Here is a 24,410-nt window from a genome sequence, read left to right as displayed (position 1 = left end):
CGTAGGGGCTGCTGGCGGTGATCGAACCGTATTCGCCACGGTAGGCACGGATTTTCGGTATCCTTCACCCATTTTCAAAGCCCGATTGCCTGCGGGATGTGTTTTTGCCGGCCGATTCGGCTTTGTTCAGAGGATCCTTTGCATTGCTTTTGGCAGAGCCCGAGTTTTCGTGGATTTCGAGGAGCCATCCTTGCCATCCCCCCTCAACATCTTTTTCTCCAACCGCTTCGAAATCCTGACCCAGCGCCTGTTCGACGATCTGGCGCAAGGACCGGCCGATCCGTTCGTGGCGGAGCAAGTCATCGTCCCCAGCCTGGCGGTCCGGCGCCGGCTGGAGCTGGATCATGCGGATCGCTTCGGGGTGTGCGCAAACGTGGAGTTCAGTTATCTGGCGCACTGGCTGTGGGTGCAGATCGGGCAGGTGATCGAGGTGGGGGCATCCTCGCCGTTCGCGCCGGCCACCCTGACTTGGCGGGTGTTCCGGATGTTGGGCGAGGAAGCCCTGGTGTCGGCGCATCCGCGGCTGAAGTCTTATCTGGCGCGGGCCGACGGGGCGATGCGCTTCGATCTGGCGCGGCGGGTGGCGCATTTGCTGGAACAGTACCTCACCTACCGCCCGGACTGGCTGGCGGCCTGGCTGGAAGGCAGGCCGGCTTCCGGATTGCCGGAGGCGAGCCGGGAAGACGAGGCATGGCAGGCGGCGCTTTGGCGTACGCTGGTAGATGAGCTGGAGGTGCGGCGTGAACACCCCTCGGCGGCATTCTTCCGGGCGGTAGAAGCCATGGGGCCGGAGGCGACACGGCGGGCCGGGCTGCCGGCGCGGGCCCATCTGTTCTGCCTGCCGACCATCCCCCCGTTGTATCTGGACATCCTCGGCAAGCTGGCGCGCTGGACCGAGCTACATTTGTACGTGCTGAACCCTTGCCGGGAATATTGGTTCGACATCGTCGATCCCAGGCGGCTGAACTATCTGGAGGTTCGGGGTGATGCGCTGTACCGCGAGACCGGTAACCGCCTGCTGGCGAACTGGGGACAGCAGACCCAGGCGCACATCGACCTGCTGTTCGACAAGGCGGAAGGGGCGGTGATCGATGATGCCCAGTTCGAGCCGCCGGCCCGGATCAGCCTGCTGGCGGCGGTGCAGGAGGCCATCCTCGATCTGCGCGATCCCGAGCCGGGCTGTTGCGCGTCTGTGGCGGGGGACCGCAGCATCGAGGTTCATGTCTGCCATTCGCTGGTGCGGGAGCTGGAGGTGTTGCATGACCAGTTGCTGGCGCTGCTGGCCCGGCCCGATGCACCCAAGGTCTCGGATATCCTGGTCGTGATGCCCCGCCTGGAAGAGGCTGCGCCTTTGATCGACGCGGTGTTCGGCATGGCGCCGGCGGCGCGGCGGATTCCTTATGCCATCACCGGTTTGCGCAGGACGGTGGCGAATCCGGCGGCCGCCGCATTGCTGACCCTGCTCGGACTGTTTGCGTCCCGCTGCAAGGCCAGCGCGGTGTATGAGTTTTTGCAGCGCCCGTTGGTGCATGCCCGCTTCGGTCTGGGGCTGGACGATCTGGAGTGCATCCACGATTGGTTCCAGGCGGCAGGGATCCGGTGGGGGCTGAATGGCGCGCACCGGAAGGCGGTGGGGCTGCCGGAGGTGGAGCGGCATAGCTTCTGCGACGGCCTCGACCGGCTGTTTCTGGGCTATGCACTGGGGGACGTTCCGGTGCAGTTCGACGGTCGCCTGCCGGCGGGCAGCCCTGAGGGTTCGGAAGCGCTGGCACTGGGCGGATTCGCCCATTTCGTCGATCTGCTGACTCATTGGCATCGCGTCTGGAGCACGCCGGCGACGGCCCAGACCTGGGGCGAGCGGCTGAATGCGGTGGTCGGGGCCTTCCTGATGGAGACGCCCGAAACCGTTCCTGATCTCCAGGAGGTCCGCGAAGCCATCGCCGCGCTGAGCCGGCATTGGGGCGAGGCCGGCGTAACCGGGACGATCGAGCCTGAAGTGGTGCGGGTTGCTCTGGAATCGCTGCTGGACGATCCAGCCCGGGGTGGGACTCCTTCCGGTCGGCTGACCTTTACCGCCATGGCCAGTCTGCGCAGCCTGCCTTACCGGGTGGTGTGTGTCATCGGCCTGAATGACGGCGAGTTTCCCCATCCGGACCGGCCTGCGGAATTCGATTTGATCGCCCAGGCCCCGCGTCGCGGTGACCGCCAGCGACGGTACGACGAGCGCAACCTGTTTCTCGACCTGCTGCTGGCGGCCCGCGAGCGGCTGTATCTGAGCTATACCGGCCGTAGCGTGCGCGACAACGCCCCCCTGCCGCCGTCGACACTGCTGTCGGAATTGCTGGACTACCTGCTTCCGTTGGTGGCCGCTGCGGGAGAGAGTCCGGAGGAGGCGCGGCGCCGGCTGGTGGTGGAACATCCGCTGCAGGCGTTCTCGCCCGTGTATTTCGATGCCGCCGTGGCAAAGGATCCGCGACTGGTCAGTTTCAATTCGGAATATTGCGAAGCTTTGCGGGCCGCTCGTTCCCGTCGTCCTTCGGGGGAGGGGGTGAGGGCTTGTGAATCCCACTCGCGAGAGCCTGAAGAATGTTCCGCCACCCTTGCCGAGAGGGAGCGGGCGGACCACGGTCCAGCGGGGCCAATCGCCGAGGAGGAGCAGAATGATCCGGACTTCGAACATGCCCCTTTCTTCCCCGCCCCAATGGCCGCACCGGAGCCGGAATGGCGTGAGCCGAACCTGGACGTCTTGAAGCGCTTCTTCCGCAACCCCTGCCGCTATCTGCTGGAGCAACGCCTGGGGTTGACCCTGGCCGAGGGCGAGGCGGAGCTGGCCGACGACGAGCCGTTCCTTCCCGCTTACTTCGCCCGGAGCGAGGTCGCCGAGCGGCTGCTGCCGCTGATGCTGTCCGCTGCCACGGAGGAGGCGGTCGAGGCCGTGGCGCGGGCGGGGATCGAGTTTCCGCAGGGGCAGCTCGGTGAACTGCTGCTCAAAGGGGAGTTGACGCGGATACGGGAGTACGCGGAGCGGATCGCCGGACAGACGCAGGAGGAGCCGCTGCAGCCGCTGCCGGGTAGGCTGGTTTTCCAGATCGAGGGCGAAACCTGGACTTTGAGCGGCACGCTCGGTCAGGTGTGGCGGCGTGGGCTGGTGCGCTGGCGCTACGACGACACCCGGCCGGTGGATTATATGTCCGGCTGGCTGGATCATCTGTTCCTGAATGCATTGGCGGTCCGCGGGGTGGAGCCGACCACGACCTGGATCTCACGGGACGGCGAATACCGGTTCCGGCCGGTGGCCGCAGCCCAGGAACGATTGCGCGAACTGGTGGCGCTGTACCGGGAGGGACTCCGCTTGCCGCTGCATTTCTTCCCCAGGAGCGCCTGGGCCTGTGCCTTGGGGCTGAAACAGGGCGGATCCCAGGCTGCCGAGCGGCAGGCGCGGAAGCGCTGGGAGGGCTCCGGTGACCGCCGCGGCGAATCCGAAGACCTCGCCTACCGCCAGGCGCTGAGGGGGCAGGCCGATCCACTGGACGGTGCGTTCTTCCGCACGGTCCGAACGGTGTTCGGTCCGCTACTGGATCATCTGGAAGACGGGCGCATCGCATGAGTGCGGTACGACCCCTGGACGTATTCCGCTGTCCGCTGGCGGGCGTCAACCTGATCGAGGCCTCCGCCGGCACTGGCAAGACCTGGAACATCTGCGGTCTGTACCTGCGACTGCTGTTGGAGCAGGAGCGGGAGGTCCAGAACATCCTGGTCGTGACCTTCACCAATGCGGCGACGGCCGAGTTGCGCGAGCGTATCCGCAGCCGGATCGTCGAGACCCTCGTGTACTTGCGGGGAGGAGGCGGGGCCGCCGATCCTTTCGTTACCGGCCTGGTGGCGGCGCTCGAAGGCGGGTTCGACCGGGCGCTGCTGCGGCAGCGGCTGGAGCGGGCGCTGCTGGCTTTCGACGAGGCGGCGATCTTCACCATCCACGGCTTCTGCCAGCGCGCCCTGGCTGGTATCCCTTTCGCCGCCGGTCTTCCGTTCGCCCTGGAACTGGTGCAGGACGACGCGATGCTGGCACAGGAAGTCGCCAACGATTTCTGGCGCCGGCGCGTCGCGGCCGGAGGTTTGAGCCGGGCCATGATCGCCCATCTGCTGGAGGCCGGCGACGATCCGGAGGAATACGCCAGTCTGCTCGGACACGCGCTGGCCAAGCCGCTCTCGGACTGGCGTTGGCCCGAGCCGGTGGAGCCGCCGGATGAGCGGGACGAGCAGGCTTTGCTGGCCGCGTTCGGTGAGGCACGGCGGCTGTGGCAGGCCGATGCGTTCGGCATCGTCCGGCTGTTGGAAGAGGCGATCGATCAGCTCAACGGCGTATCCTACAAAGCGGTCGCCCTCGAGACGGCACGGAAGGGCTGGGATGCGTGGTTCGCTACGAACGATCCGCTGGCGCCCGTGGAGGACAAGGTCCAGCTGTTCCGGGCAGCGATGCTGAAGGGGGGAACGAAAAAGGGCAACACGACGCCCTACCATCCGTTTTTCGATGCGGCCGAAAATTTGCTGGCGCTCAAAGACGGCATCCAGGGGCGCCTGGCGGTCGCGCGTGTGGGTCTGCTCCGGGAGCTCGTCGAACATGGCGCGGAGGCGCTGCGGGCGGAGAAACGCCGGCGGCGGGTCATCGGTTTCGACGACATGCTGTGGAACGTCCACGAGGCCCTGACTTCGGGGTGCTATCCCTGGCTGGCTCCTGCCCTGCGTAGCCGTTATCCGGTGGCGCTGATCGACGAGTTCCAGGACACCGATCCACTGCAGTTCGCCATCTTCCGGGCGCTCTACCTGGCCGAAGGCGCGGTGTCCGGGCCGGTGTTCTTTGTCGGCGACCCCAAGCAGGCGATCTACGGCTTCCGCAACGCCGATCTCTACACCTATCTCGGCGCACGCCACCAGGCCGACCGCGAATACACCCTGGTGGAAAACCAGCGTTCGGTGACGGAAGTGATCGATGCCTGCAACGCCTTGTTCAGCGCCAACCCCCGTGCTTTCCTCCTCGAGGGCCTCGAGTACCGCCCGGTCAGGCCAGGAGCGAAGCCGCGCCCGGTTTTCACCGACGTCACCGAGCCGCGCTCGCCGTTCCAGGTCTGGCTGCTGCCGAGAGACGAGGCGGGCGGCTGGTTGCCGCGGACGGAGGCCGTGCGGCGCTGTACCGACACCACGGCGGCCGAGATCGCCCGCCTGATCCAGGAAGGCATGGCGGGGCGTATCCGGCTCGGCGAGCGGGCCCTGCGCGCATCGGACATCGCGGTGCTGGTGCGCCGTCATGCCCAGGGCCGGCTTATCCGCCAGGCGCTGGCAAGGCTGGGGGTGGGCAGTGTCGAGCTGTCGCAGGCCAGTGTGTTCCACACGCTCGAGGCGGAGGAAATCGAGCGCATCCTGCTGGCGGTGCTCGAGCCCGGCCGAGACCGCCTGCTGCGGGCCGCGCTGGCGACGGAGATCATGGGCTGCGATGCGCTGACGATCGCCGGGATTTCGGCGGACGAGGACCGTTTGCTGGAAATCATGCTGCGCTTCGGCGAATATCGCGAGCTGTGGCAGCTGCGCGGCTTCGGGCCGATGTACCGGCGGCTTCTGCACGACGAGGGCGTGGCCCGCCGGGTGCTGGCCCAGCCCGATGGCGAGCGCCGTCTGACCAATCTGTTGCACCTGGGGGAGCTGCTGCACCAGGCTCAGGCCGGACTGACTTCGCCCGATGCCCTGCTGCGCTGGCTGCAGAGCCGGAGGCGGGACAGCGCGGCGCAGGAAGACGCCCAGCTGCGACTGGAGTCCGACCAGAATCTGGTGCAGATCGTCACCATCCACAAGTCCAAGGGCTTGGAGTATCCGGTGGTGTTCTGCCCCTATTTGTGGGACGGGAACCGCGGCGCACGGGGTAAGCAGGAGGGCATCGAATATCATGATGAATCCGGTGTCCCGGTGCTGGATTTTCGTCCGGAAGCCAAAAATGATCCCGGGATCAAGTGGCAGCGCCGGCAGGAAGAGGACGCCGAGATCCTACGCCTGATCTATGTGGCCCTGACCCGCGCGGTGCAGCGCTGTTATCTATTTGCCGGCGTTTACCGGACCAAGAGGGACGCTTCGGCGTCTTGTGGTGAAAGCACCCGCAGCATGCTCAACTGGCTCGCCTGCGGGAAGGATCACAGTCCCGAGCAATGGCAGGACGCCAAGACCCGCCTCGATCCGGCGGATATCGAGGCCGGCTGGCGCGCTTTGCCGGACGCGATCGGCGTCGCGCCGATGCCGGCCATCGTCGTACCGGCGATGGCCGGACCTTCGTCCGGCCTCGAGCGGCTGGCGGCGCAGACGCCGCCTGCCTGGATTCCTCCGGGCTGGTCCACGGGCAGCTTTACCTCCTTGGTCCGGGCCATGGAGGCCGGGGGGGAGGGGCGCGACCACGATGCCCTCAGCCTGGCGCCGGCCCTGGGGCCGCCGCCGGCAGCGCTGCCCGAGAACGACATCCTGCGTTTTCCGCGGGGCGCTGCGGCCGGCACCTGCATCCATCATCTGTTCGAGCAGGCCGATTTCACCGATCCCGCCGGCTGGGACGATGCCATCGGCCGCGCCCTGGCGCTGCGGCCGCAGGGCTCGGAAACGGCGGCTCCCGCCATGCTGAAGAGCCTCCTGGCCGACGTGTTGGCCACCGATCTGGGCGACGGCTTGAGGCTGGGCGACATAGGCCGGGGGCAGCGGCTGAGCGAGCTCGCCTTCCGCCTGCCGGCCGAGGGGCTGGACCCGGTGCGGCTGAATGCGTTGCTGCGCGATCATGGCTATGCCATGGGCAAGCTGGATTTCCGGTTGCTGAGTGGCTATCTGGAGGGCGCCATCGATCTGGTGTTTCGCCACCGGGGCCGCTATTACCTGTTGGACTGGAAATCCAACCATCTCGGCTACACGCGCGAGGACTACGGTCCGCCAGCGCTGGCGGAAACCATGGCCGCGGAGGGTTATCACCTGCAATACCTGCTCTATACGGTCGCGCTCGACCGGTACCTCGCCCGCCGCCTGCCGGGCTATGCTTACACGAGCCACTTCGGCGGCGTGTATTACCTGTTCGTACGCGGTGTGCGGCCGGCCTGGCGGGGGGCCGGTGTCTATTTCCAACGGCCTGCTGAGGACTGCATCGCCGCGCTGGATGCTTTGATCGGCGGGAGGCGAGGCGCATGAGCGCCGGCGAATCCGGCTACTCTTCCGAGCATCTGCTGGCCGCCGGCTTCGCCCGTCGCTGTCTGCGCTGGGCGAAGGACCCGGCGGCGCCCGGGGTGTTGGAGCGGGCCGCTTTCCTGGCCAGTTTCGCCACCACCGACGGTCATGTCTGCACCGATCTGGCCGAATTGGCCGAAGACTTCCCGCAGCACGGCCCGGACTTGTTGCGGACGCTGCTGCTTGGTTCCGGCGTGGTCGGCACGCCGGGGGGCGAACCCCGCCCGCTGGTCCTGGATGACGAAGGGCGGCTCTATCTTTACCGCTATTTCGACTATGAGCGTCGCCTGGCATCTGCTTTGCAGCGGCTGGCGCGCGGCCGTGACAGTCTGACGCCACCGTCGGAAGCGGTGCGGGAGCAGTTGAACGCTTTGTTTCCTCCCGCATCCGGCGGCCCCGACTGGCAGAAGCTCGCCGCCGCCCTGGCCCTGCTGGGCCGGCTCACCGTCATCAGCGGCGGGCCGGGCACCGGCAAGACCACCACGGTGGTGAACCTGCTGGCCTGTCTGCTCGTCCAGAATCCGGACTGCCGCATCGCCCTGGCCGCGCCCACTGGCAAGGCCGCGGCCCGCATGCTGGATGCGTTGCGTGAGCGGGCGGCGCATCTGCCCGGGTCTCTCAGGGAGAAACTTCCGGCCGCCGCCAGTACCGTTCACCGTCTGCTGGGCGTGATTCCGGGCAGCGGAAATTTTCGCCATCATGCCGGGAATCCCTTGGCCGTCGACGTGCTGGTGGTCGACGAGGCGTCGATGCTCGACCTGGGACTGGCCACCCGGCTGGTCGAAGCGGTGCCCGTCGACGGCCGGCTGATCCTGCTGGGCGACAAGGACCAGCTCGCCGCCGTGGAGGCGGGGGCGGTGTTCGCCGAACTCAGCGCCGACCCACGGCTGTCACCGCCGGTCATCGAGCGTCTGGCAGCCCTGACCCAGACCGATCCGGCGGCCATCGTCACTGCCGCGCCCGTCCGTTCCACTCCGCTCGAGGATTGTGTGGTCTGGTTCAGCCGCAACTACCGTTTCCGCAGCGATTCCGGTATTGGACGGCTGGCGGCGCGGGTCAACTCGGGCGAAGCGGATGCAGTGATCGCGGCATTGCGGGCCGGCGGAGAGAGCGGCGTGATCTGGCAGGAGGACGGGGCCGCCGCGCCCGGCGCCGGCCTGATCGAGACCCTGCTGGCGGGCTATGCGGATTACCTGGATGTCATGCGATCCGGCCAGGCTGCGCCGGCAGCCGTGTTCGCCGCCTACAACCGTTTCCGCATCCTGTGCGCGGTGCGGGAATCCCCGCGCGGGGTGGAGGCGATCAACCGGCTGATCGCCCGGGAATTTCGCCGCCGCCTCGGTCTGGGAGCGGACGAACGGGCCGAATGGTATCCCGGTCGGCCAGTGATGGTTCTGCGCAACGACTACGTGCTGAAGCTGTTCAACGGCGACACCGGCATCGTTCTGGCGGACCCCTCCGGAGAACTGCGGGTGCATTTTCCCGATGCCGGCGGCGGATTCCGCGCCATCCCCCCGGCCAGGCTGCCCGAGCACGAGACCGCATTCGCCCTGACCGTGCACAAATCGCAGGGATCGGAGTTCGACGAGGTGGCGCTGCTGTTGCCGGACCGTATCTCGCCGGTCCTCACCCGAGAGCTGGTTTACACCGGTATTACCCGCGCCAGGCGCGCGGTATCCCTCGTCGGCGCCGCGCCGGTGCTGGCGGAGGCCATCCGCCGCCGCACCCGCCGCCATTCCGGGCTGATCGCCCGTCTGGAAGAGATTGGGTGAAGGATGAAAGCAGAGGTGTCATGAGCCGGGTCATGCATGTCCGGCGGCGGATCGCCTTTCTCGCGGCGGTCGTGGCTTTGGCAGTACCATCGCCCGCCGAATCGGTAAGGGGGCTGCCGTGGCCGGCTGGCCGTGGCGGGACGAACCGGGCCGCCTGCCCGGTTTCCGGCCGGGCTGGTCCTTCCCGCGGGATTGTTCGAGTACCATGCCGTGCCGTACACGCGCGACAATCCGCCGTAATCCGAAGTGCACGAGGTCCATCATAGGGATTTGCCCGGTGTCTGCCATGAGCGAGGGCCGCGGGGAGGGAGGAAAAAACTGTTGGCAAGAATCGAATGCCTCATTATAATGCCTCCTTCTTGTCGAATTACGACAGGCGCGTAGCTCAGTTGGTTAGAGCACCACCTTGACATGGTGGGGGTCGTTGGTTCGAGTCCAATCGCGCCTACCAGATATCCCAGGAAGCATCGCCAGGCGATGCTTTTTTGTTTGGGGGATTCGAGTCAGACCACGAGCGCCATATCATGCCCGTCGTTACCTTGCCCGACGGTTCCCGCCGGGAATTCGATCATCCCGTCACCCTCCTGCAGGTGGCCGAGGCCATCGGGCCGGGACTTGCCAAGGCCGCGCTGGCCGGCCGGGTGGATGGGCGGCTCGTCGATCTCTCCCATCGCATCGAGGCCGATGCCGAGGTCGCGCTGGTCACCGCGCGCGATGCCGACGGCGTCGAAGTCATCCGCCATTCCACCGCCCATCTGCTGGCCCAGGCCGTCAAGGCGCTCTATCCCAAGGCCCAGGTGACCATCGGCCCGGTCATCCAGGACGGTTTCTATTACGATTTCTCCTACGAACGTCCGTTCACGCCGGAGGATCTGGAGGCGATCGAGGCCAAAATGCATGAACTGGCGGCTCAGGCGCTGCCGGTCGAGCGCAGGACCATGCCCCGCGAGGAAGCCATCGCATATTTCCGGAGTCTGGGCGAAGCCTACAAGGCCGAGATCATCGAGGCGATTCCGAGGGGCGAGGTGATTTCGCTGTATTCCCAGGGTGATTTCACCGATCTGTGCCGCGGCCCGCACGTGCCGGACACCGGCCGGCTCAAGGCCTTCAAGCTGATGAAGATCGCCGGCGCCTACTGGCGCGGCGACTCGCGCAACGAAATGCTGCAGCGCATCTACGGCACCGCCTGGGGTGACAGGAAAGACCTCGCCGCCTACCTGCAGCGGCTGGAAGAAGCCGAGCGGCGGGACCATCGCAAGCTCGGCAAGGCGCTGGATCTGTTCCATATGCAGGAGGAAGCTCCTGGCATGGTGTTCTGGCATCCCAAGGGCTGGATCCTGTGGCAGGAGATCGAGCAGTACATGCGGCGGGTCTTCCGTGACAACGGCTACCAGGAAATCCGCACGCCGCTGGTGGTGGCCCGGACTTTGTGGGAGCGCTCCGGCCACTGGGAAAAATTCTCGGACGAGATGTTCACGACTGCGTCGGAAGAGCGCGACTATGCCATCAAGCCGATGAATTGTCCCTGCCACGTGCAGGTGTACAACCAGGGCTTGAAGAGCTATCGCGATCTGCCGCTGCGGCTGGCCGAGTTCGGTTCCTGTCATCGCAACGAACTTTCCGGCGCCCTGCATGGCCTCATGCGGGTGCGGGGTTTCACCCAGGACGACGCGCACATCTTCTGTACCGAGGAGCAGATCCAGGACGAGGTGTCACGCTTCATCGACCTGTTGTTCAAGGTCTATGCCGATTTCGGTTTCAGCGAGGTCCAGATCAAGCTTTCCACCCGGCCGGAAAAGCGGGTCGGTTCGGACGAGGTCTGGGACAAGGCCGAGCATGCGCTGGAAACGGCACTGAACGCCAAGGGGCTGGCCTGGGATCTGCAGCCCGGCGAGGGCGCGTTCTACGGCCCCAAGATCGAGTTTTCGCTGAAGGACTGCCTGGACCGCGTCTGGCAGTGCGGCACCATTCAGGTCGACTTTTCCATGCCGGACCGGCTCGGAGCGACCTACGTCGCCGAGGACGGCGCCCGTCATGTGCCGGTCATGCTGCACCGTGCGATCCTTGGTTCCCTGGAGCGGTTTGTCGGAATCCTGACAGAACACTACGCCGGACAGTACCCCTTGTGGCTGGCGCCGGTGCAGGCGGTGGTGCTCAACATCACCGACCGGCAGGCCGATTACGCCCGGGAAGTGGCGCAAGAGTTTGTCTCTAAAGGATTTAGAGTCATCGCCGACTTGAGAAATGAAAAGGTCGGCTTTAAAATCCGCGAACATTCCATGCAGCGGGTACCTTATTTGCTTATCGTCGGCGATAAGGAAGTCGAAGCGGGAAGCGTCAGCTTGCGGACGCGAGACGGTAAGGATCACGGCAGTTTCGGGATAGGCGATCTGGTGGCCAAGTTCACCGAGGAAACGATGAAGCGCGCCGTGAGTCATTAACACATCGGAGGACTGGGGTTATCACTGCCAACGACAAGAAAGAGCCGCGACTCAACGAGGAGATCACGGCCCCCGCCGTCAGACTGATAGGCGCGGATGGACAACAGCTCGGGATAGTTTCTTCGCGAGAGGCCAGACAGATCGCCTACGATGCCGATCTGGACCTGGTCGAGATCTCGCCCGGTTCGGATCCACCGGTGTGCCGGATCATGAACTACGGCAAGTATCGGTTCGAACAGAACAAGAAGCTTCAGGCTTCCAAGAAGAAGCAGAAGCTGATCCAGATCAAGGAAATCAAATTCCGTCCGGGTACGGACGAAGGCGACTACCAGGTCAAGCTGCGCAGTCTCATTCGCTTCCTGAATGACGGCGACAAGGCCAAGATCACCGTGCGGTTCCGCGGGCGCGAACTGGCGCACCGCGAACTCGGCATGGATCTCCTGAAGCGGATCGAAACGGATCTGGAAGAATACGCGTCGGTGGAACAGTTCCCGAAACTGGAGGGGCGTCAGATGAGCATGACGCTGGCCCCCAAAAAGAAAAAGGCTTAGAGACTCTGGAGAATCACAGAAATGCCCAAGATCAAGACCAATCGCGGCGCAGCCAAGCGCTTCAAACGGACCGGTTCCGGTGGCTTCAAGTGCGTGCAGTCGCATCGCCGCCACATCCTGACCAAGAAGTCCACCAAGCGCAAGCGCCAGCTGCGCAGCCCCGACATGGTGCATCCGTCCGACGTGCGTGCAGTGGCGCGCATGTTGCCGTACACCTGACCAGTCCCGTTACAGAGTCACCGCAAGAGGAATAAGTCATGGCACGAGTCAAGCGCGGAGTGATAGCGCGCGCCCGTCACAAGAAGGTCCTGAAGCAGGCCAAAGGTTATTACGGCGCCCGCAGCCGGGTTTACCGCGTCGCCAAACAGGCGGTCATCAAGGCGGGACAGTATGCCTACCGAGACCGTCGTCAGAGGAAGCGTCAGTTCCGCGCCCTGTGGATCACCCGCATCAATGCCGGCGCCCGCGAATTCGGCCTGTCCTATAGCCGTTTCATCAGCGGTCTGAAGAAGGCTTCCATCGAGATCGACCGCAAGGTGCTGGCCGACCTGGCCGTCCGCGACAAGGATGCCTTCGCGGAGCTGGCCCGCATCGCGCAGGGCTGAGCATCCACGCCGTATTCGGCGGAAGTCCCGGACTTTCGCCGGATTTCTTTCATGCCGTCATTCAAGATCAGTCCATCGTGAATTCCTCGCCCGAGTCCACCCTGGAACAAGCCTCGCGCCTGTTGGCCGCGGCCGGGAGCGTCGCCGAACTGGATCAGGTCCGGGTGCGTTATCTGGGCAAGAAGGGCGAGTTCACCGAGCAGATGAAGACGCTCGGGACGCTTTCGCCGGAAGAGCGAAAGGAATTCGGGCAGCGCGTCAATCAGGCGCGCGATGAGTTCCAACGGTTGCTGGAACGGCGCAAGGCGGCTCTGGAGGCCGAAGCGCTGGCTCGACGCCTGTCCAGCGAAACCATCGACGTTACGCTCCCCGGCCGCGGCCAACGGCTCGGCGGGTTGCATCCCGTCACCCTGACCTTGCGCCGCATCACCCGGTTGTTCCGCAGTGTGGGTTTTTCGGTGGTCGAGGGCCCGGAGATCGAGGACGATTTCCACAATTTCGAGGCGCTCAACATTCCGGCCCATCATCCGGCCCGCGCCATGCATGACACCTTCTATTTCAGCGAGCACCTGCTGCTGCGCACCCATACCTCGCCCGTGCAAATCCGGGTGATGGAATCGGGGCAGCCGCCGCTGCGGGTCATCGCACCCGGCCGGGTCTACCGCTGCGATTCCGATCTCACCCACACTCCGATGTTCCACCAGGTCGAAGGTTTCTGGGTGGACGAGCAGGTCAGCTTCGCCGATCTCAAGGGCACGCTGTACGAATTCCTGACGGGTTTTTTCGAGAAAGACTGCGCGGTGCGGTTCCGTCCGTCGTATTTCCCTTTCACCGAACCTTCCGCCGAGGTCGACATCGAATGCGTGATCTGCGACGGCCGTGGCTGCCGGGTGTGCAAGCATAGTGGCTGGCTCGAAGTGATGGGCTGCGGCATGATTCACCCCCGCGTGTTCGAGGCGGTCGGCATCGATCCGGAGCGCTACAGCGGCTTCGCGTTCGGGCTGGGAGTCGAGCGCCTGACCATGCTGCGCTATGGCATCAACGATCTGCGCCTGTTCTTCGAAAACGACCTTAGATTCCTGCGGCAGTTCAAGCCGTTCTGATCCCGAAAGTTCCCGCGAACGACCGACATGCGCCTGAGCGAAGCCTGGTTACGTCAATACGTCAATCCCATGGTCGACACGGCCGGGCTGGTCCGCCAGCTGACCATGGCGGGCCTCGAAGTCGACGGCGCCGAACCCGCGGCGGCCGATTTCAGCGGAGTGGTGGTGGCGCGAATCCTGGAAGCGGCCCCGCATCCCGAAGCCGACCGCCTGCAGATCTGCCGGGTCGATACCGGCGGCGGCGAGCCGCTGCAGATCGTCTGCGGTGCAGCCAATGCTCGTGCCGGCCTGGTGGCGCCCTTGGCGATGGAAGGCGCGGTATTGCCCGGCCCCCTGAAGATCAAGCGTTCCCGTCTGCGTGGCGTTGAATCTTTCGGTATGCTGTGCTCGGCCAAGGAACTCGGTCTCGAAGACGACGCATCCGGTTTGCTGGAGCTGCCCGCCGATGCACCGGTCGGTGCCGACATCCGCGATTATCTGCAGCTCGATGACCGGATTCTGGAAATCGATCTGACTCCCAACCGCGCCGACTGCCTGAGCGTGGAGGGCATCGCCCGTGAGGTGGCGCTCATCAACCGGTTGCCGTTCCGGGGTGTCGACGCGGGAACCGTTGCCGTCGGCAGCCAGCGGCGGTTGGTCGTCCATCTGGACGCGCCCGAAGCCTGTCCGCGCTATCTCGGCCGGGTCATCACCGGCATCGACGCCCGGGCCCAGACCCCACGGTGGATGAAGGAGCGGCTGCGGCGCAGTGGGCTACGGAGCCTGGGGCCGGCGGTCGACGTCACCAATTACGTGTTGCTCGAGCTGGGCCAGCCCCTGCATGCCTTCGATCTGGAGAGGCTCTCCGGCGACGTCCACGTGCGGCAGGCCCGCGACGGCGAGCTTTTGAGATTGCTGAACGGGGAGGAAATCACCCTGTCTTCCGACGTACTGGTCATCGCCGACGAAGAAAAAGCCTTGGCGCTGGCCGGTATCATGGGGGGGGAGCAGAGCGCGGTGGGGGGCGCCACGAGCGACGTCTTTCTGGAATGTGCGTTCTTTGCGCCCGCCCTCATCATGGGCAAGGCGCGCCGGTACGGTTTGGCGACCGATTCCTCCCACCGCTTCGAACGGGGCGTCGATCCATCGCTGCAGCGGCGGGCGATCGAGCGGGCGACCGCGCTGTTGCTGGAGATCGCCGGCGGCGAAGCCGGCCCCGTCACCGAGGCTGTGCGTGAGGATCTTTTGCCGCTCAGGGCGCCGGTCCGCCTGCGCGAGCAGCGCATCGGGCAACTGCTCGGTCTGAACCTGCCGCGGGACGAGGTCGCCGATATCCTCGCTCGCCTCGGTATGAGCGTCGAAGAGGACGAGCCAGGCTGGACGGTCACGCCGCCGAGCTTCCGCTTCGACATCGCGCTGGAGGCCGATCTCATCGAGGAGATCGGCCGCGTCTACGGTTACGACGCCATTCCCCGGCGCCGCCCCGCCGTGGCATCGGCGATGCAGCCGGCGTCGGAAACGGTGCTCGGCCTCGATCGGGTGAAGGATCTGCTGGCCGACCGCGGTTACCAGGAAGTCATCACCTACAGTTTCGTGTCCGCCGAGATGCAGCGGCGGATCGATCCGGAAGCCGAGCCCGAAGCCCTGCTGAATCCGATTTCCGCCGATCTGGCGGTGATGCGGGTCAGTCTCTGGACGGGCTTGCTGGATTGCGCGCAGAAAAATCTGAGCCGCCAGCAGGACCGGGTGCGTATCTTCGAGACCGGGCTGAAATTCGTAAGGCGGGACGGGTCGCTCGAGCAGCGCAACACTCTGGCCGGCCTCGTCCTGGGTTCCATCCTCGACGAGCAATGGGGGGAGAAGTCACGGCGGGTGGACTTTTTCGACGTGAAATCGGACGTCGAGGCTATACTGGGCCTGACTGGCAAGAGCTCGGTTCGCTTCGGTCCGGCGATCCATCATGCCCTGCATCCCGGCCAGAGCGCCGAAATCCTGATCGGCGATGGCGGCGCCGGCTGGCTGGGCATGCTGCATCCGCAAATCGAGCGCGAGCTTGGTTTCGAACAACCCGTGTTTATGTTCGAACTCGACGCTGGGGCGCTGCTGCAACGCGATCTGCCGCGGTTCGCGCCCTTGTCCCGCTTTCCCCTGGTGCGGCGCGATCTGGCTCTGGTGGTGGCCCGGGATCTGCCGGCAGCGGATCTGCTGGAAGCCGTCGCCGCGAGCGGCGGGCCCCTGGTTCGCGACACGGTGCTGTTCGATGTTTACTCGGGAGCAGGGGTGGAGGCCGGCAAGAAGAGCGTGGCGCTCGGTGTCACCCTGCAGGATGCAGAGGAGACGTTGACCGACGACCGGGTGGACGAGGTCATGAGCCGGATCGTGGCTCGGTTGGCGGCAGATTTTGGTGCGAAATTGAGAGAATGAGGCAATGGCGCTAACCAAAGCGGACATGGTCGAAAGGTTGTTTTCGGAACTCGGTCTGAACAAGCGGGATGCCAAGGAACTGGTCGACCAGTTTTTCGAAGTCATCAAGGCTTCGCTGGAAAGTGGGCGTTCGGTGAAACTCTCCGGTTTCGGCAATTTCGATCTGCGCGACAAGCGCCAGCGGCCGGGCCGGAATCCGAAGACCGGCGAAGAGATCCCGATCACCGCGCGCCGCGTGGTGACCTTCAAAGCGGGCCAGAAACTCAAAGCCACGGTCGAGGCTCTTCAGGAACCGGAACTGGGCAAATTGGACGCCGAGCGGACCGGGGAGGCTTGAGGCGGGTTCCGCGCCTCCCTGGCCGGCTCCGTTTTCCTCCGGAGGTCACCGGGTCGCCGGCCGACTGCCATTCCTGAAATCGGGGCCCGGGATCCCGGGTCTCGAGGTTCTGACGAAGCCTGTATTTCGACGCGCGGGACGGGGTCGTCTCTCGCCGTCTGATAGAATGACCGTCATTGAACTTTTCGAATCCACAAACAGACATGAGGTCAGGCAAGCCGGTCGAAGTCGGCATCGTAGGCGGGACCGGTTACACCGGTGTGGAATTGCTGCGCCTACTGGCGCTGCACCCGGGCGTGCGCATCCGCGCCGTCACCTCCCGCGCAGACGCCGGCAAGGCCGTCGCCGATCTCTATCCGAATCTCCGGGGCCACGTGGATGTCGTCTTCACCGGGCCCGAGGTGGAGAATCTCGGCGGCTGCGACGTGGTGTTCTTCGCTACCCCCCATGGCATCGCCATGCAATCGGCGCCGGCCTTGCTCGAACAAGGCATCGTCGTCATCGACCTGTCGGCGGATTTCCGCCTCAAGGATGCGGACGAATGGGCGCATTGGTATGGGCAGGAGCACGCCTGTCCCGGGCTGCTGAGCGAAGCCGTCTACGGCCTGCCGGAGGTCCGTCGCGAGGCGATCCGTTCGGCACGGCTGATCGCCAATCCGGGCTGTTATCCCACCGCCGTCCAGCTCGGCCTGCTGCCCTTGCTGGAAAACCGGCTGGTGGCGGCGGACCGGCTCATCGCCGACGTGAAGTCGGGCGTCAGCGGCGCCGGCCGTAAGGCCGAGGTTCCACTGCTGATGAGTGAAACCGGCGAGAGCTTCAAGGCCTATGCGGTGGCGGGCCACCGGCATTGGCCGGAAATCGTGCAGGGTCTGGTGGAATTGGCGGGGGAGCCGGTCGGGCTGACCTTCGTGCCGCATCTCCTGCCGATGATCCGTGGCATTCATGCAACCCTCTATGCCGTGCCGGTCGGCGAGCCCGGCGACATCCAGCGGCTCTACGAGGAGCGCTACTGCGACGAGCCGTTCGTCGACGTGCTGCCGCCCGGCAGCCATCCGGACACGCGCGACGTGCGCGGTTCCAACCGCTGCCAGATCGCGGTGTTCGAACTCCGGAGGAGCGGCCAGATCGTGGTGCTGTCGGTGATCGACAACCTGGTCAAGGGTGCTGCCGGCCAGGCGGTGCAGAACATGAACCTCCGATTCGGTTTCGCGGAAACCACCGGTCTCCAAGCCATCGGCCTGTATCCATGAACACGAACCCTCGGTCCGTCCTCGAGACCTTGACCACGGTGCGCGATTACATCCGCTGGGGTGCGACGCGTTTTTCCGAAGCCGGCGTGTTTTTCGGCCATGGCACGGGGACCGCGCTGGATGAGGCGGCCGCGCTGGTCATGCACGTGATCCGCCAGCCGCACGACATGCCTTCGGGGTATTTCTCCGCGGTGCTGACGTTCGAGGAGCGCGAGCGCATCCTGCACTTGGTCGAGCGGCGGATCGAGGCGCGTGTGCCTTTGCCCTATCTGACCCACGAGGCATGGTTCGCGGGTCTCAAGTTCTACGTGGACGAGCGGGTGCTGGTGCCGCGCTCTCCCATCGCCGAGCTGATCGAAAACCAGTTCCAGCCCTGGCTGGTGCCCGATGCGGTCGGCGACGTGCTGGATCTGTGCACCGGCAGCGGCTGCATCGCCATCGCCTGCGCCGATGCCTTTCCCCAGGCGCGGGTGGATGCCGTGGACATTTCCGGCGGCGCGCTGGAAGTCGCGGGGATGAATGTCCGCGCCCACGGGCTCGAAGAGACCGTCCGGCTGGTGCATTCGGATCTGTATCAGCAGCTCGACGGCAGCCGCTACGACCTGATCGTGAGCAATCCGCCTTACGTGAATCTGCAGGAATGGCGCGCACTGCCTCCGGAATACCATGCCGAACCCCGGCTCGGGCTGGAATCGGGGGAAGATGGCCTGGATTGCATCCGTCGCATTCTCGCCGGCGCGGCGGACCGGCTCAAGCCTGGCGGTGTCCTGGTCGTCGAAGTCGGCTCCAGTGCCGAAGCGCTGGCGGCGGCGTTTCCGGAGGTCGAATTCCTCTGGCTGGATTTCGAGCACGGTGGCGAAGGGGTGTTCCTGTTGACTGCGGCCCAGGTGGAAAGGCACAGGAAGCTGTTCGAGCATTCGCCCGGCCCGGAAACCGCAGCGGCCGGCCACAGTCCCCCCTAAACCCAGCGAGAGACCATGTCCGGAAACACCATCGGCAAACTGTTTACCGTCACGACCTTCGGCGAAAGCCACGGGCCTGCGCTCGGCTGCATCGTCGACGGCTGCCCGCCGGGACTTGCGTTGTCCGAGGCCGATCTGCAGCACGATCTGTATCGCCGCCGGCCGGGCCAGTCCCGCCACACCACCCAGCGGCGTGAGTCGGACACCGTCAAGATCCTGTCCGGGGTGTTCGAGGGACTCACCACCGGGACGCCGATCGGTCTCCTGATCGAGAACGAGGACCAGCGGTCCAAGGATTACGCCAGCATCGCCGACCGCTTCCGCCCCGGCCATGCCGACTACACCTACCACATGAAATACGGCTTCCGCGACTACCGTGGCGGCGGTCGCTCGTCGGCGCGTGAAACCGCGATGCGGGTGGCGGCGGGAGGCATCGCCAAGAAATACCTGCGTGAGCGGTTGGGTGTCGAAATCCGCGGCTACCTGGCCCAGCTCGGGCCGATCCGGATCGACCCGGTGGACTGGAACGCCATCGACGACAACCCCTTCTTCTGTCCCGATCCCGCCAGGGTTCCCGAGCTTGAAGCTTACATGGATGCCCTGCGCAAGGAAGGTGATTCGAGCGGCGCCCGGGTCAACGTGGTGGCCAGGGGCGTGCCGCCGGGCTTGGGCGAGCCGGTCTTCGACCGGCTCGACGCCGAGCTGGCGTATGCGCTGATGAGCATCAACGCCGTCAAGGGTGTGGAAATCGGCGCCGGTTTCGGCTGTGTCGAAGCCAAGGGTTCGGTGTTCCGCGATGAGATGAGTCCGGAAGGTTTCCTGGGGAATTCGGCGGGCGGTATTCTGGGTGGGATATCCACCGGCCAGGACATCGTTGCCAGCATCGCGCTGAAGCCTACCTCCAGTCTGCGTCTCCCGGGCCGGTCGGTGAACATCCGCGGGGAATCGGTGGAAGTCGTGACCACCGGACGCCATGATCCCTGTGTCGGCATCCGGGCCACGCCGATCGCCGAGGCGATGATGGCCATCGTGCTGATGGATCATTATCTGCGCCACCGGGGTCAGAACCAGGACGTCGTGCGCACGCTCGATCCCATCCCGCCCAGCGCGTTCTAGGCGGGCGGAGCCGCCCATGCCCGGCACCGTGCCGTACTGGCGGCTCTCCGGCCTGTACCTCTGGTATTTCGCGGCACTGGGCACCTTTCTGCCATATTGGCCGCTTTATCTGCAGGCGCGGGGGTTCGGCCCGCAGGACATCGGCGTCATCATGGCCGTCATGGCGGCTACCCGCATCGTGGCGCCCAACGGCTGGGGCTGGCTGGCCGACCATACCGGGCGCGACCTGTTCCTCATCCGCCTGGCTTGTCTGCTCACTTTCCTTGGATTCGGCCTGATCTTCGTGCTGCCGGGCTACTGGGGGCTGTTCGTCGCGGTGGCGCTGTCGGGTTTCTTCTGGAATGCCTTCCTGCCCACCCTGGAGTCGCTGAATCTGGCTTTGCTCAGGGGCGATGCCCGGGGCTACAGCCGGATCCGGCTGTGGGGTTCGGTCGGGTTCATCCTGGGCGTGCTCGCCGTGGGCGCGGCGCTCGAAGCGCGGCTTGCGATCGGCTGTCTGCCGCAGGTGCTGGCCTTTCTGTTCGCGCTGATGGGGCTGTCCAGTCTCGCCATTCCGGGCGGCGCGCGGGTGATACACGTGCCTGCCCAGGATACCTTGTGGCGGGTCGTCAGGCGGCCCGAGGTCATCGGCCTGTTGCTCACCTGTTTGCTGATTCAGATGGCCCACGGCCCCTATTACAGCTTCTATTCCGTACATCTGGAGAACCACGGCTTCGACCGCTCCCGCACCGGCCAGTTCTGGGCCTTGGGGGTCTTGTCGGAGATCGTCCTGTTCCTGGTCCTGCCAGCGATCCAGGCCAGGATTTCACTGCGTCCCATCCTGCTCGCGAGCATCGCTTTGACGGTCTTGCGCTGGCTGCTGATCGGGCGCTACGCCGATCGGCCGGGAATCCTGGTGTTCGCCCAGACGCTGCATGCCGCCAGCTTCGGCGCGTTTCACGCCGTCTCGATCGCCCTGGTGCACCGCTATTTCCAGGGACGCAACCGCAATCGCGGCCAGGCGCTGTTCACCAGCCTGAGCTATGGTGCGGGCGGTGCGCTGGGAAGTTTCGCCAGCGGCTACGCCTGGGCCGATTTCGGCGCCGAGACGGTTTATGCCGGCGCGGCGGTCGTATCCTTCATCGCCCTGATCATCGCCTGGCGGCTGGTGGATCGGCGGCGCTAGTGTTCGGTTGCTGCGGAAGTACTTCCCAATCCGCCACCGGTCCCGGAACGATGCGGAACGACGGGTGCGGTTCCGGCCGCTTCAGCGTCTCCATGGGTTCAAGCCAGGCGGGTGCGCGTATCCGCAGCTTCGCCTTGAGATGCGCCCATTCGTAGGTGAGTTGGCCGTCCGTGGCCGTCATTGGGGTCGGTACCGGGCAGGGGGCGATCTTGCCCGCGTCGAAGCGGTAGCCTCGGCGCTCGGCTTCGGCGTGGACGGCCCGCAGGTAGTGCGCGATCGCCGCTTCGGGGTCGGGCAATTCCCGGAACCGGCTCAACTGGGGATGATGGGTATAGCCGCGCGTCTGCCCTCGCAGCACGGCTTGTGCCAGCAGGGCTTCGCGCCAGAGCGCGACCAGGCCTTTGGCGTCCAGGTAGCAGGGATGCAGGGTCCAAAGCCGCATGACCGGACTCGTCTCAATCCCGCTGCAGCCGCAGGGCGTTCAGCACCACGCCGACCGAGCTTGCCGCCATCGCGGCGGAGGCGGCCATCGGGTGCAGCTTGCCGAAGGCGGCCAGCGGAATGGCGACGAGGTTGTAACCGAAGGCCCAGGACAGGTTCTGGCGGATCACCCGCAGAGTGCGGGCACTGAGTTCCATGGCCTCCGCCGCCTTGGAAATGTCGCCGGTGAGCAAGGTCAGATCGGCGCTCTGTTTGGCGATGTCGGTGCCGTGACCGACCGCCAGTCCGACGTCGGCCGCGGCCAGGGCCGGGGCGTCGTTGATGCCGTCGCCGATCATGCCGACCCGCTCGCCGCGGTTCTGCAACTGGCGGATGATTTCCAGCTTGCGGCCCGGACGGGCGCCGGCCTCGATCCGGTCGATGCCGACCAGGGCGGCGATGTGCTCGGCGGCGGGCGCGACGTCGCCCGTCACCATGAGCGTATGCACGCCCCGCCGGTGCAGGCTGGCCACGGCCTCCGCGGCATCGGGTCGGGGCGGGTCGGCGACGCCGAGCACGGCGGCGGCGTGCCCGTCCAGTGCGACGAATACCGGCGTCTTGCCCTGCGCGCCCAGCTTCCGCGCCGCGTCGCCCAGGTTCCGGCCGCTCTCGATCTTGTGCCTGTCGAGCCAGCGCTGGTTGCCGATCAGCACTTCGTGACCCTCGACGATGGCGGCGATGCCCAGGCCGGGTTCGAGCCGGAACTCGGCCGGTTCGGGCCAGGCCAGACCCAATGTGGCGGCGTGCGCGAGGATGGCCTTGCCGATGAAGTGCTCGGAATGCGACTCCGCGGACGCAGCCAGCCGCAGCAGTCCGGCATCGTCCAGATCCGAGACGTTGGCGATGTCGGTGATTCTCGGCCTGCCCTCGGTGAGGGTGCCGGTCTTGTCGAACACGATGACGGTCAGGCCCGCTGCGGTTTCCAGGCTCTCGGCGTTACGGATGAAGATGCCGCGCCGCGCCGCTTGCCCGGTGCCGACCATCACGGCGGCCGGTGTCGCCAGCCCCAGCGCGCAAGGACAGGCCACCAGCAGCACGGTGACGGCATGGATGAGCGCGGTGCCGAATCCCGCGCCTGCCGCCATCCAGCCGAAGAAGGTGGCGCCGGATACCGCCATCACGGCGGGCACGAAAAAGGCCGACAGACGGTCGACCATGCGCTGAACGGGCAGCCGGCCGGTCTGCGCCTCGTCCAGGGTGTGCAGGAGACCCGCCAGGACGGTGTCCGCGCCCACCGCGCTGACCCGGATCTGCAGGGCTCCATCGCCATTGATGCTGCCGCCGGTGACGCGATGGCCGGTCCCTTTCACCACCGGCAGGCTCTCGCCCGTCACCATCGATTCGTCCACCGCCGACAGGCCGTGAACGACTTCGCCGTCGGCGGGGATGCGCTCGCCGGGTCGCACCAGCAGCCGGTCGCCGACCCGGATCTCCTCGATGGGGAGGCTCACCGGCCGCCCGCTCTGCAGCACCGTCGCCGTCAGCGGTTGCAGTTCCACCAGCTGGCGGATGGCCTGACCCGCTTGGCTGCGGGCCTTCTCTTCCAGATAGCGGCCCATGAGTACGAAGGACATCACACCTGCCGCGGCTTCGAAGTAATAGCCGCCGCGTCCGCTCGCCAGGGAGAAAAAGCTGTACGCGTAGGCCGCACCGACGCCGGCGGCGACCAGCGTGTCTGTGCTGACGGAACGGCGCCTCGCCGTTTGCCAGGCCCGGTCGAAGAACCCCCTTCCGCCTCCCAGCAGCAGCGGCGCCGACACCGCGAGCTGCACCCAGCCCATCAGCCGCGAGCGCGGTGCGAACAGGCCGATCAGGAAGGTCGGCAGGCTGAACACCAGAGACCAGAAGCAGTGCTGCCAGGTCTTGCCGATGCGGGTCGTCTCCCGCGCCAGCCAAACCCGGCGTTGCGCGACGCTGTCCATCGGCCGGGCCTGGTAGCCCCGCCGGCGCAAGGTCCCGGACAGTTCGTCCCAGCTCATCGACGTCAGCACCTGGGCGGTTTCCGTCGCGAAATTGACGCTGGCCGAAGCCACTCGCGGGTCACGGCGGAGCAGCATCTCGATCAGCAGCGCGCACGATACGCAAGTCATGCCTTCGACCGCAACATGGAATTCGTGCAGCGGCGCCGCAGGATTCGTCCCGGACCGGACGGCGGAGGGAAGCGTCGGCGACGATCCCAGGTTGTCCAGCAGCTTGCCGAAAAAGGACTGGAGATCGGCCGTCGTCACCGCCGTGGGATCGAAATGCACCGTCACCGATCCCAATGCCGGTACCACCCGGACCCGCCTCACCGCCGGGTGTTTCTGCAGCAGCACGCCGAAAATCCGGGTCCGCTCGACCTGCTTGCGCAGCGCGGGGACCACGATGCGCAGGCGGGAACGGGTCCGGTGGGCGACCTGGAAGCATTCGGGCGTCTTCGGTTCGGCGGCCATGCGTTGCGGGACCGAGGGCTGGAAGGGGAACCATTATAGCCCGGCAATACCTGAATCCGGCCACGCCACCATGAGGGCCGGGGGTATCCCCGCCGCTTGACACCCTCCCATCCGCCGCTATCATTTGGCACTCACTTCAAGTGAGTGCTAACAGCCTCGTCGTGGGCACCCTTGAGGGTTTCAGCCGATTTCATTTGGAAATTCAGGAGATTACCGTGAAAATTCGTCCTTTGCACGACCGAGTCATCATCAAACGTCTGGAAGAGGAACGCACCAGCGCAGGCGGAATCGTGATTCCCGACAGCGCTGCGGAAAAGCCCATGCGCGGCGAGATCCTGGCCGTTGGCAACGGCAAGGTGCTCGACAACGGTGAGGTGCGCGCACTGCAGGTCAAGGTGGGCGACAAGGTCCTGTTCGGCAAGTATGCCGGTACCGAGGTCAAGGTCGATGGCGAAGACGTGGTGGTGATGCGGGAGGACGACATCCTGGCCGTCCTCGAGAGCTGATCTCAAAGCTCCGCCCGCCCATTCCCAAGCCCTCATCAATCATCA

17 protein-coding genes and 1 tRNA gene are annotated in these 24,410 nt (G+C 65.7%); 16 read left to right on the top strand and 2 right to left on the bottom strand.

Annotated elements, in window-relative coordinates:
* Positions 1-190 precede the first annotated feature (190 nt).
* From recC to ACSHWJ_RS11765, 15 genes are all read left to right on the top strand, one after another.
* Positions 191-3,607 carry an exodeoxyribonuclease V subunit gamma gene (recC, locus tag ACSHWJ_RS11835; RefSeq protein ID WP_432539834.1) on the top strand — a complete coding sequence of 1,139 codons (3,417 nt, stop codon included), beginning with the start codon at positions 191-193 and terminating at the stop codon, positions 3,605-3,607.
* Entirely contained in the window at positions 3,604-7,206 is a 3,603-nt protein-coding gene (gene recB / locus ACSHWJ_RS11830) for an exodeoxyribonuclease V subunit beta (RefSeq protein WP_432539835.1), read from the top strand. The genes recC and recB overlap by 4 nt, the downstream gene beginning before the upstream one ends.
* A complete protein-coding gene (recD, locus tag ACSHWJ_RS11825; protein WP_432539836.1) occupies positions 7,203-9,014 on the top strand; it encodes an exodeoxyribonuclease V subunit alpha in 1,812 nt (603 codons plus the stop codon). The genes recB and recD overlap by 4 nt, the downstream gene beginning before the upstream one ends.
* Positions 9,015-9,388: 374 nt before the next feature.
* Positions 9,389-9,465, top strand: a tRNA-Val gene (locus ACSHWJ_RS11820).
* A gap of 73 nt (positions 9,466-9,538) precedes the next feature.
* The gene (gene thrS / locus ACSHWJ_RS11815; protein WP_218797385.1) at positions 9,539-11,455 is read left to right on the top strand and encodes a threonine--tRNA ligase; all 1,917 of its coding nucleotides are present in this window, start codon (positions 9,539-9,541) and stop codon (positions 11,453-11,455) included.
* Positions 11,456-11,475: 20 nt separating this feature from the next.
* Complete coding sequence (gene infC, locus ACSHWJ_RS11810) at positions 11,476-12,006, top strand: translation initiation factor IF-3 (protein ID WP_081423394.1); 531 nt, start codon at positions 11,476-11,478, stop codon at positions 12,004-12,006.
* A gap of 21 nt (positions 12,007-12,027) precedes the next feature.
* The gene (gene rpmI / locus ACSHWJ_RS11805; RefSeq protein ID WP_010960033.1) at positions 12,028-12,225 is read left to right on the top strand and encodes a 50S ribosomal protein L35; all 198 of its coding nucleotides are present in this window, start codon (positions 12,028-12,030) and stop codon (positions 12,223-12,225) included.
* Between the two features lie 38 nt (positions 12,226-12,263).
* The gene (rplT, locus tag ACSHWJ_RS11800) at positions 12,264-12,611 is read left to right on the top strand and encodes a 50S ribosomal protein L20 (RefSeq protein ID WP_010960034.1); all 348 of its coding nucleotides are present in this window, start codon (positions 12,264-12,266) and stop codon (positions 12,609-12,611) included.
* A 77-nt stretch (positions 12,612-12,688) separates the two neighbouring features.
* Positions 12,689-13,714, top strand: coding sequence for a phenylalanine--tRNA ligase subunit alpha (gene pheS / locus ACSHWJ_RS11795; RefSeq protein ID WP_010960035.1), 1,026 nt, complete (start codon positions 12,689-12,691; stop codon positions 13,712-13,714).
* 27 nt (positions 13,715-13,741) lie between these two features.
* Positions 13,742-16,117, top strand: a complete 2,376-nt coding sequence (gene pheT / locus ACSHWJ_RS11790; protein ID WP_432539837.1) for a phenylalanine--tRNA ligase subunit beta — start codon at positions 13,742-13,744, stop codon at positions 16,115-16,117.
* Between the two features lie 4 nt (positions 16,118-16,121).
* The gene (locus ACSHWJ_RS11785) at positions 16,122-16,454 is read left to right on the top strand and encodes an integration host factor subunit alpha (protein ID WP_218797387.1); all 333 of its coding nucleotides are present in this window, start codon (positions 16,122-16,124) and stop codon (positions 16,452-16,454) included.
* Positions 16,455-16,657: 203 nt separating this feature from the next.
* Positions 16,658-17,704, top strand: coding sequence for an N-acetyl-gamma-glutamyl-phosphate reductase (argC, locus tag ACSHWJ_RS11780; protein WP_432539838.1), 1,047 nt, complete (start codon positions 16,658-16,660; stop codon positions 17,702-17,704).
* Positions 17,701-18,666, top strand: coding sequence for a 50S ribosomal protein L3 N(5)-glutamine methyltransferase (gene prmB, locus ACSHWJ_RS11775; protein WP_017364889.1), 966 nt, complete (start codon positions 17,701-17,703; stop codon positions 18,664-18,666). Before argC ends, prmB begins: the two co-directional genes overlap by 4 nt.
* A 15-nt stretch (positions 18,667-18,681) precedes the next feature.
* Positions 18,682-19,782: a chorismate synthase gene (gene aroC, locus ACSHWJ_RS11770; protein ID WP_010960040.1), complete on the top strand. Its 1,101-nt coding sequence runs from the start codon at positions 18,682-18,684 to the stop codon at positions 19,780-19,782.
* 16 nt (positions 19,783-19,798) lie between these two features.
* Positions 19,799-20,947, top strand: coding sequence for an MFS transporter (locus ACSHWJ_RS11765; protein ID WP_017364888.1), 1,149 nt, complete (start codon positions 19,799-19,801; stop codon positions 20,945-20,947).
* Here ACSHWJ_RS11765 and ACSHWJ_RS11760 read toward each other — a convergent pair.
* Positions 20,913-21,389 (bottom strand): pyrimidine dimer DNA glycosylase/endonuclease V, encoded by a 477-nt coding sequence (locus ACSHWJ_RS11760; protein WP_017364887.1) that lies wholly within the window; start codon positions 21,387-21,389, stop codon positions 20,913-20,915. The genes ACSHWJ_RS11765 and ACSHWJ_RS11760 overlap by 35 nt on opposite strands.
* Before the next feature lie 13 nt (positions 21,390-21,402).
* Positions 21,403-23,859, bottom strand: coding sequence for a heavy metal translocating P-type ATPase (locus ACSHWJ_RS11755; protein WP_218797390.1), 2,457 nt, complete (start codon positions 23,857-23,859; stop codon positions 21,403-21,405).
* A 215-nt stretch (positions 23,860-24,074) separates the two neighbouring features.
* Between ACSHWJ_RS11755 and groES the strand changes: the two genes are divergently transcribed.
* Positions 24,075-24,365 (top strand): co-chaperone GroES, encoded by a 291-nt coding sequence (gene groES, locus ACSHWJ_RS11750; protein WP_010960044.1) that lies wholly within the window; start codon positions 24,075-24,077, stop codon positions 24,363-24,365.
* The last annotated feature ends 45 nt before the right edge of the window (positions 24,366-24,410 follow it).

The organism is Methylococcus sp. S1M (genome assembly GCF_051295855.1).
GTDB classification, from domain to species: Bacteria; Pseudomonadota; Gammaproteobacteria; order Methylococcales; family Methylococcaceae; genus Methylococcus; species Methylococcus capsulatus.
The sequence above is the reverse complement of the archived record's forward strand: the minus strand, read 5'-3'. Positions and strand labels throughout refer to the sequence as shown.